Origin of the sequence: Herbaspirillum sp. B65 (assembly GCF_000333555.1) — a bacterium.
Lineage (GTDB): Bacteria > Pseudomonadota > Gammaproteobacteria > Burkholderiales > Burkholderiaceae_D > Herbaspirillum > Herbaspirillum rubrisubalbicans.
Map to the genome: position 1 here is coordinate 1 of NZ_BADI01000971.1, position 7,491 is coordinate 7,491.

Annotated in this window: 4 protein-coding genes and 1 pseudogene; 3 read left to right on the plus strand and 2 right to left on the minus strand. The window is 58.2% G+C overall.

From position 1 onward, the window contains the following. From I5W_RS33685 to I5W_RS22825, 3 genes and pseudogenes are all read left to right on the plus strand, one after another. Positions 1 to 149, plus strand: a pseudogene (locus I5W_RS33685) (DNA polymerase Y family protein); the annotation flags it as partial. 17 nt (positions 150 to 166) lie between these two features. Continuing rightward, complete coding sequence (locus I5W_RS22820) at positions 167 to 3,334, plus strand: error-prone DNA polymerase (RefSeq protein WP_044530965.1); 3,168 nt, start codon at positions 167 to 169, stop codon at positions 3,332 to 3,334. Between the two features lie 91 nt (positions 3,335 to 3,425). Continuing rightward, on the plus strand, positions 3,426 to 5,969 hold the full coding sequence (locus I5W_RS22825; protein WP_044530966.1) for a hypothetical protein: 2,544 nt from the start codon (positions 3,426 to 3,428) through the stop codon (positions 5,967 to 5,969). Positions 5,970 to 6,023: 54 nt separating this feature from the next. Here I5W_RS22825 and dinB read toward each other — a convergent pair whose 3' ends face one another. Together dinB and I5W_RS22835 are read right to left on the minus strand one after the other, a co-directional pair. Further along, positions 6,024 to 7,178 carry a DNA polymerase IV gene (gene dinB / locus I5W_RS22830; protein ID WP_044530967.1) on the minus strand — a complete coding sequence of 385 codons (1,155 nt, stop codon included), beginning with the start codon at positions 7,176 to 7,178 and terminating at the stop codon, positions 6,024 to 6,026. Between the two features lie 112 nt (positions 7,179 to 7,290). Beyond that, positions 7,291 to 7,491, minus strand: a 201-nt coding sequence (locus tag I5W_RS22835) for a SlyX family protein (protein WP_083893607.1), incomplete at its 5' end; no start/stop codon positions are given.

Below are 7,491 nucleotides of genomic sequence, written 5' to 3' on the forward strand. Positions count from 1 at the left end.
GAGCCGGTTGGTGGAACGGCCAGTTGGTGACCCGCGACTATTACATCGCCGAGGATGTGAAGCACTGTCATTACTGGATCTACCGTGAGCGCATCGGCGATGTCGAGGGGATCGAGCCACAGTGGTATCTGCACGGTCTATTCGGCTAGGCAAGGAGCGACGCATCATGAGCCACACCTTGCCCCTGGGCGGCGCAGCGGCATCAGCCATTCCGGATTACGCCGAATTGTTCTGCCTGTCCAACTTCAGCTTCCTGGAAGGCGCGTCCCATGCCGAAGAACTGGCCGCCCGCGCAGTCCAGCTCGGCTATACGGCGCTGGCCGTGACCGATGAATGTTCGCTGGCCGGGGTGGTACGCGCTCACGTGGAAACCCGCGACGCCGGTATCAAACTGATCATCGGCTCCTTTTTCCGCATCGAATGGGAAGCGGGAAAATCCCCGCTCACCCTCATTGCCCTGGCGCAGAACCGTGAGGGCTACGGCAATCTATCCGAATTGATTACGCTGGGGCGCACCCGTGTCGAGAAAGGGAGCTACCACCTCAGCCTCGATGACCTGGCCGCACCACCCGCCTCGCATCGCCATTTGCGCGGGCTGCCTGATTGCCTCTTGATCCTGGCGCCGCATTATCCGGCCGATGCGGCCACCCTGGAGCGTCAGGCCCGGTGGCTGCAAGAGACTTTCCCGCAGCGTGCCTGGCTGGGCCTGACGCAACTGTATCGCCCGTTCGACGCCCTGCATCGCAGCGTGATTGACACTGTCGCCCGGCGTCATGGCCTGCCCGTCACAGCGCTCGGCCAAGTCAATATGCATGTGCGGTCACGCAAACCATTGCAGGATACCTTGACCGCGATTCGCCTTGGCAAGGCGGTCAGCGAGTGCGGTTATGATCTGGCCCCCAATGCCGAACAGCACTTGCGCTCGCGCTTGCGGCTAGCCAATGTCTTCCCCGCTTCTGCCTTGCAGGAAAGCTTGCGCATCGCCTCGCTATGTCATTTCAAGTTGAGCGAATTGCGCTATGAATATCCCGAAGAACTGGTGCCGGACGGGCAGACACCCGCCGGCTATCTACGCCAGGAAGTCTATCTGGGCGCCCATCTGCGCTACCCCGCAGGCATCCCGCAAAAAGTCATTGATCAGATCGAACATGAATTGACTCTGATTAACGACATGGCCTATGAAGCCTATTTCCTGACGGTCTATGACATCGTCCGCTTCGCCAAGGACCAGGGCATCCTGCGCCAGGGCAGAGGTTCCGCCGCCAATTCGGTGGTCTGCTACTGTCTCGGTGTTACCGAGGTGGACCCGACCTGTTCGGTCATGCTCTTCGAGCGCTTCATCAGCAAGGAGCGCGGCGAGCCGCCCGACATCGATGTCGATTTTGAACACCAGCGGCGTGAAGAGGTGATCCAGTACATCTATCGCAAATATGGCCGGATGCGCGCCGCCATTGCAGCCGCCGTGCATACCTATCGGCCACGCGGTGTCTTGCGTGACGTCGGCAAGGCGCTCGGGGTGGATGCTTCCATCGTCGACAAGGTGGCCAAATCGCAGCAGTGGTTCGACAGTCGCGACAACATGCTGGAACGCTTTGCCGAATGCGGCCTGGATGCCAGCTCGCCGATCGCCCAGCAATGGGCCGTACTGGCCTTGCAATTGATCAAGTTCCCGCGTCATCTATCGCAGCATACGGGCGGCTTCGTGATTGCGCGCCACAAGCTCTCGCGTCTGGTGCCCATCGAAAACGCCGCCATGCCCGAGCGCTCCGTCATCCAGTGGGACAAGGATGATCTTGAATCGCTGGGCTTGCTGAAGGTCGATATCCTGGCGCTGGGAATGCTGTCGGCCTTGCGGCGCGCACTGGAGCTGGTGGGCCAGCGGCGCGGCACACCCTTCACCATGCAGGACATCCCGCGCGAAGACCCTGCCACCTACGACATGATTTGCCAGGCCGACACCATCGGCGTGTTCCAGATCGAAAGCCGGGCGCAGATGAGCATGTTGCCGCGCTTGCAGCCGCGGCGTTTCTACGATCTGGTGGTGCAGGTGGCGATCGTGCGGCCGGGGCCGATCCAGGGCGGCATGGTGCATCCCTTCCTGCGCCGGCGCGCCGGTGAAGAGGCCGAGACCTATCCCAAGGAAATCCTGCGCCAGGCCCTGGAGCGCACCCGAGGCGTTCCCATTTTCCAGGAGCAGGTGATGCAGATTGCAGTGCTGGCCGCCGGATTCACCCCCGGCGAAGCCGATGGACTGCGGCGTGCCATGGCGGCCTGGAAGCGCAAGGGCGGCATGGACAAATATCAGATCAAGCTGATCGATGGAATGCTCGCACGCGGTTACGACAAGTCATTTGCCGAAGCCATCTTTCGCCAGATCCAGGGCTTCGGCGAATATGGTTTTCCGGAGAGTCATGCGGCCAGTTTCGCGCTCTTGGCCTATGCCAGCAGCTGGATCAAATGCCATGAGCCGGAAGCCTTCCTGTGTTCCTTGCTCAATAGCCAGCCCATGGGTTTCTACTCGCCCTCGCAGTTGATCCAGGATGCGCGCCGTCATGGCGTGCAGGTGTTGCCTGCGGATGTGATGTGCAGCCACTGGGAAAGTACGCTGGAAGAAGTCCAGGCAGCACGACCTGCGGTGCGGCTGGGATTATCCCTGCTGGGCAGCATGAGAGAGGAGGCCGCGCAGCGTATTGCACAAGCGCGCCGGAGCGCGCCCTTCACCGATCTGCCAGACCTGGCCCTGCGCGCCCATCTCGATAAACGCGACCTGCAGGCGCTGGCCGCCGGCAACGCCCTGCACGCACTGAGCGGGAACCGGCGCGAAGCCCTGTGGCAGGCGCTCGACGCCGCACCGACCAGCGATCTGCTGCGCAGCGCACCTTCACGCGAAGCCGCATTGCGCTTGCCGCCCCCTTCCGAAGCGCAAGACATCGTGGCCGACTACCGCAGTGCCGGCCTGACGCTGCGACGTCATCCACTGGCCCTGTTGCGGCCTCTGCTGAGCAAGCAGAAATTTCTTTCTCACGAGGTCATGGCCAGCTTTCAGGATGGGCAGTTCGCCCGGGGCTGCGGCATCGTCACCGTGCGCCAGCGGCCGGGCACCGCCAAGGGCGTCCTCTTCCTGACCATCGAAGATGAGACCGGCTCGACCAACGTCATCGTCTGGCCTGCGCTGGTGGCAAAACAGCGCAATGAAGTACTCAATGCCTCATTGCTGGGGGTCTACGGCATCTGGCAAAGCCATGCCGGCGTCAAGCATCTGGTGGCCAAGCGACTGGTCGACCTGTCTCATTTGCTGGGCGACATCAGTGTGAACAGCCGCGATTTCTGCTAGCGCCTCAGGAAGAGAAGGGCAGTTCCCCCTCACTGCCTGGCCGCGCTCCGAACTGATCAAATTCGGAAAGCGAAGAAAAATCTGCAAACAGATGTTCCTGGACTTTAAGGAACTGTTTGATGACGGGGCAATTGGAAAAAGGCGAATCGGCGAGCAAATCAATAGGAACCATCGGATTTTTTGCGCCACCCACGAGAAATGGAATTTGCCAGTGAAATTGGCATTTCTTGAAATTGCACCTGCGTCTTGCAGGTGCAAAGCAAAATTCAACGAATTGAGAAGAATCACCATGAAGACATCTTCCAACCTGAGCGGCCTTGCGGACGCTTCTCATGCTTTCAGTACCGACCCGGCCGCTACGGACAGCGTATCGGGCAATGGACAGAGCGCGCGTGCTCCAGACCGGAAAGCCGATTCCCAAGCTACCCAGAAAGCCCTAACCTATTCGGGGCGCTCGATCCGCGAGCAAATGCTCAAGGAAATGGGTTGTATGAGCGACAATGCCTTTATCATGACCATGGCGCAATGCAGAGCGCTTCCCAATTGGAAAAAGGTCGATGGCGCCGTCACTAGCGCCGCTGAAAGGCTGGGATTCACACGACCCAGCCCGACGCGATATCGGCATACCGGAGCCCGGATTTCCGCGGACCAGGCCTTCACCGAACTGATGAAAGCGAACCGCGACCGTCCGCTGCTCTTCAGCAGCGCCTCGGCCATGCAGGCGGCGGTGTTGTTGTCTTTCCTAAAAAATTCCGGCAACGATGCCTTCAACGTCTATGTTGGTCGGACACGGCAGCAGCAATTGGAAATCGGTGAATCCGACGTGTTGCCTGCCAAACTGATCAGCCACTATTGCAGCCGCTATGAAATAGTGGAAAGTGAATTGCCTCATTGCATCGAACACGGCGACATCGTCTGTATGGAAGGGCCCCACGATAGCGCCATATGGCATCCAGGCAAGGACGCGAACACGCTCAACCTGTTCGGCGTGGACAAGAGCAGTCCCGATGCCCCGATCCGCTTGATCGGCTTGACCTCGGTGTCCCAGGCGGGCGAAGGTCCGTTGGAACCCGGAGCGCTACGGCAACGTTTTCTGGACCATTATCACGCGCCGCAGACTGTGCGCGAATTCGCTCTTTTCGAGCAAGCCAAAGAAGATGGACAGAGTGGCGCGGACGGACATTGGTCACCGTATAGCGCCTATCGCTGGGTCGAGCAACACCAGCCTGAGGCCCTGAAGCAGGCACGCGCTTTCTTGGCGAAATTAAATGACCTGCAGCAAGCCAGGAGCAAGTCGGAAGAAAACGCACCGGAACTGGAGCGCCAGATCGACGAACTACTGAACACGAGCACGACTATCGTGCCGCCTCAGACGGACAAGATCAGGGGGGCGTTATACCACAGCAAGCCTCTGGATTTCTCGCTCAATGACTTGTTGGACCGGAAGAGGGAGGCGTCGACCATCGCCCCCAACGTAACAATCGGGCCGGGAGAAGACGGCCGGCCCCTCTTTCCTTATGCCGCGAACAGTCCGGCGCACCAGCAGCAAATGTTCAGCGCCGCCAAGGCATTTTATGACCGCTGCATGAATCCAGAATTTGCCCACAAGTTCGACGGCCTGATTTTGCATGGCGATGCCGATACCGGCATTGGTTTGGGCAGTGAGGTGCTGGTCGACAACTTTATCAAACAAGGCTTGCATGTCTGGACGGCTGACGTCGGGGCAAACGCGCAGTGGGTTCAACAGACTGGCAACGAAGAGAAAGAGGCGCAGGAAGCCGCTATCGCAGAGAGATTTCAGTCAGAGTGGAAGAACGCCGATGTGCTGGTCATCAACGCTACCGGCCAGGACGAGCAGGCGTTTTCCAGGACCGCCTGCGCCATGCTGGACCATGCCCGGGAGCATGGCAAGAAGGTCGTCATCACGTCTCATCAGAATCCGTTCGACGCCTTCTCCGCCCATATCGAGACCCCGTATGACGCGCTGTCGATCCGCCATATCGCGCGCGACGCGGAGGCGCGTAATCGCTTCCCCGAAAGTGTATGGAGCGAGGTCTACGTCAGTACCGACGTCGAAACCGATGGCCCCATCCCGGGGGACAACTCCATGCTTAGTTTCGGGGCGGCGGCCTATATGGCCGACAAGACTTTACTATCGACCTTCAGCGCGAACCTGGAGTTATTGCCGGGCGCCAAAGGTAACCCGGGGACGATGGCCTGGTGGCAGACTCAGCCGGAAGCCTGGGCCGCTGCCCGCAAGGATCTTCGGGATCCGAAGGAGGCCATGCGCAGCTACGTCCAATGGGTAAAGTCCCAACCGGCGAGCAAGCCGGTATTTGTCGCCTATCCCGCCGGTTTTGATTTTATGTTCATGTACTGGTACATGATCCACTTCGAAAGCAAGAGCCCATTCAGCTTTTCTGCCATGGACATGCGCAGCTACGCATCTGCCACGCTGGGCAGCGGCTACAGGGAAAGCGGCAAGGACAACATGCCAGCCTCCTGGAAGGATCCGCTGGAACATGATCACACTGGTGTCAACGATGCTATCGAGCAAGGTGCGATCTTCTGCAACATGCTTGCGGCCAACCATGATAGACGCAACACAGAAGCGGCTCGCCAATCGAGGGCATGACAAACTTCTGAATCGTTGGCCGGCAGGGTAGTGCAAGCTCATCATTGTCGGTCGTTAGAATCCATCCAAATCAAGCGGGAGCTGCTGGGACGCGTTTAAAACAACCCCCGCTGACTTTTGGAGCGCACTCGCCTTCACGCCGATAAGCCTAATAGATCGCTCGAGGTTGACGCGCTTGAGGCATTGCCCGGCTGCGGCCCTGATCTCCATCGCCTCCGAGATGGCAACTGGCAATGCCATGTCTCGTGTCACAGTACTGAAATCATTGAAGCGAAGCTTGATACTTATCCTGCGCGAGTAGTAGTTCTTCCTTAAAAGATCTGCTGCAAGCTGGGTGCATAGGCGAGTCAATATCCGTCCAAGCTCGATCTTGTCTGAAACAGCATGTAAGTCACGTTCGAACGTCGTTTCCCGACTCATTGAGACAGGTTCGCTATGAGTGACCACCGGCCGCTCATCTAAGCCATGGGATACGCGGTACAACCATCGCCCATAGCTAGCCCCAAAATGCTCAACCAGCCAGGATTCCGCTTGTTCCGCAAGGTCGCCGATGGTGTGAATATCCAGCGCCTGGAGACGCGAGAAGGACTTGGGGCCAATCCCATTTATTTTGTTGGCTGACATTGGCCATATGCGAGACGGTAGGTCTTCCATGCGGATGATCGTAATTCCGTCAGGCTTGTGCATATCGGAAGCGAGCTTGGCTAATAGCTTGTTCGGTGCCAATCCCACAGAACACGTCAAACCAGTTGCTGCGTGAACCGCTGATTTCAGACTCCGGGCGATTTGCTCGGACTCGCCCTCTAGCAAAGAGACGTCTGCATAGACCTCATCAATTCCGATATCCTCAACAATGGGACTGATAGACCTCACCGCATCCTTGAATAGCCGAGAATACTTCCGATACAGATCAAAGTTCACCGGGAGCAATATCGCATCAGGAGCCAAGCGCGCGGCTTTCATTGTGGGCATAGCGGAATGAACGCCTAAGGCACGAGCTTCATATGTGGCGGTCGTTAAAACACCTCGCCCGACGTAATCCCGTAAACGCGAAAATTCGAGATCTCCTGCGTTATTTCGCCGTGGTGCGTGCGTGGACCGACCTGCCACAACCACTGGCTTGCCCCGAAGTTCGGGATACTGTAGTAACTCACAGGATGCAAAGAAAGCATCCATGTCAATGTGAGCAATCCGACGGCCGCCAGTCATTATGTTAGGAAGTTATTTAGAACACATCTCACGTCTATTGATGAAATGAGTTCCAGCCTTGAATATTGCCGCCATCGGTTTTTCTCCAATTCCTGCTGCAACGAAAAAAGGATCAGTAATGCGGCGGCTTCTCGTTGGCCGCGGCGCGATCCTGGCTGGTATCGGACAATTCCTTGAAGCGCTTGGCCAGGGCGTGCAGCAGCATTTCCAGTTCTTCTATCTTCTTTTGCTGGCGATAGACGGTCTGGTTGAGCTCATCGACCAGGTCTTCCTGGTGGGCGATCTTCATCTCGATGTCGATCAGGCGGTCGTC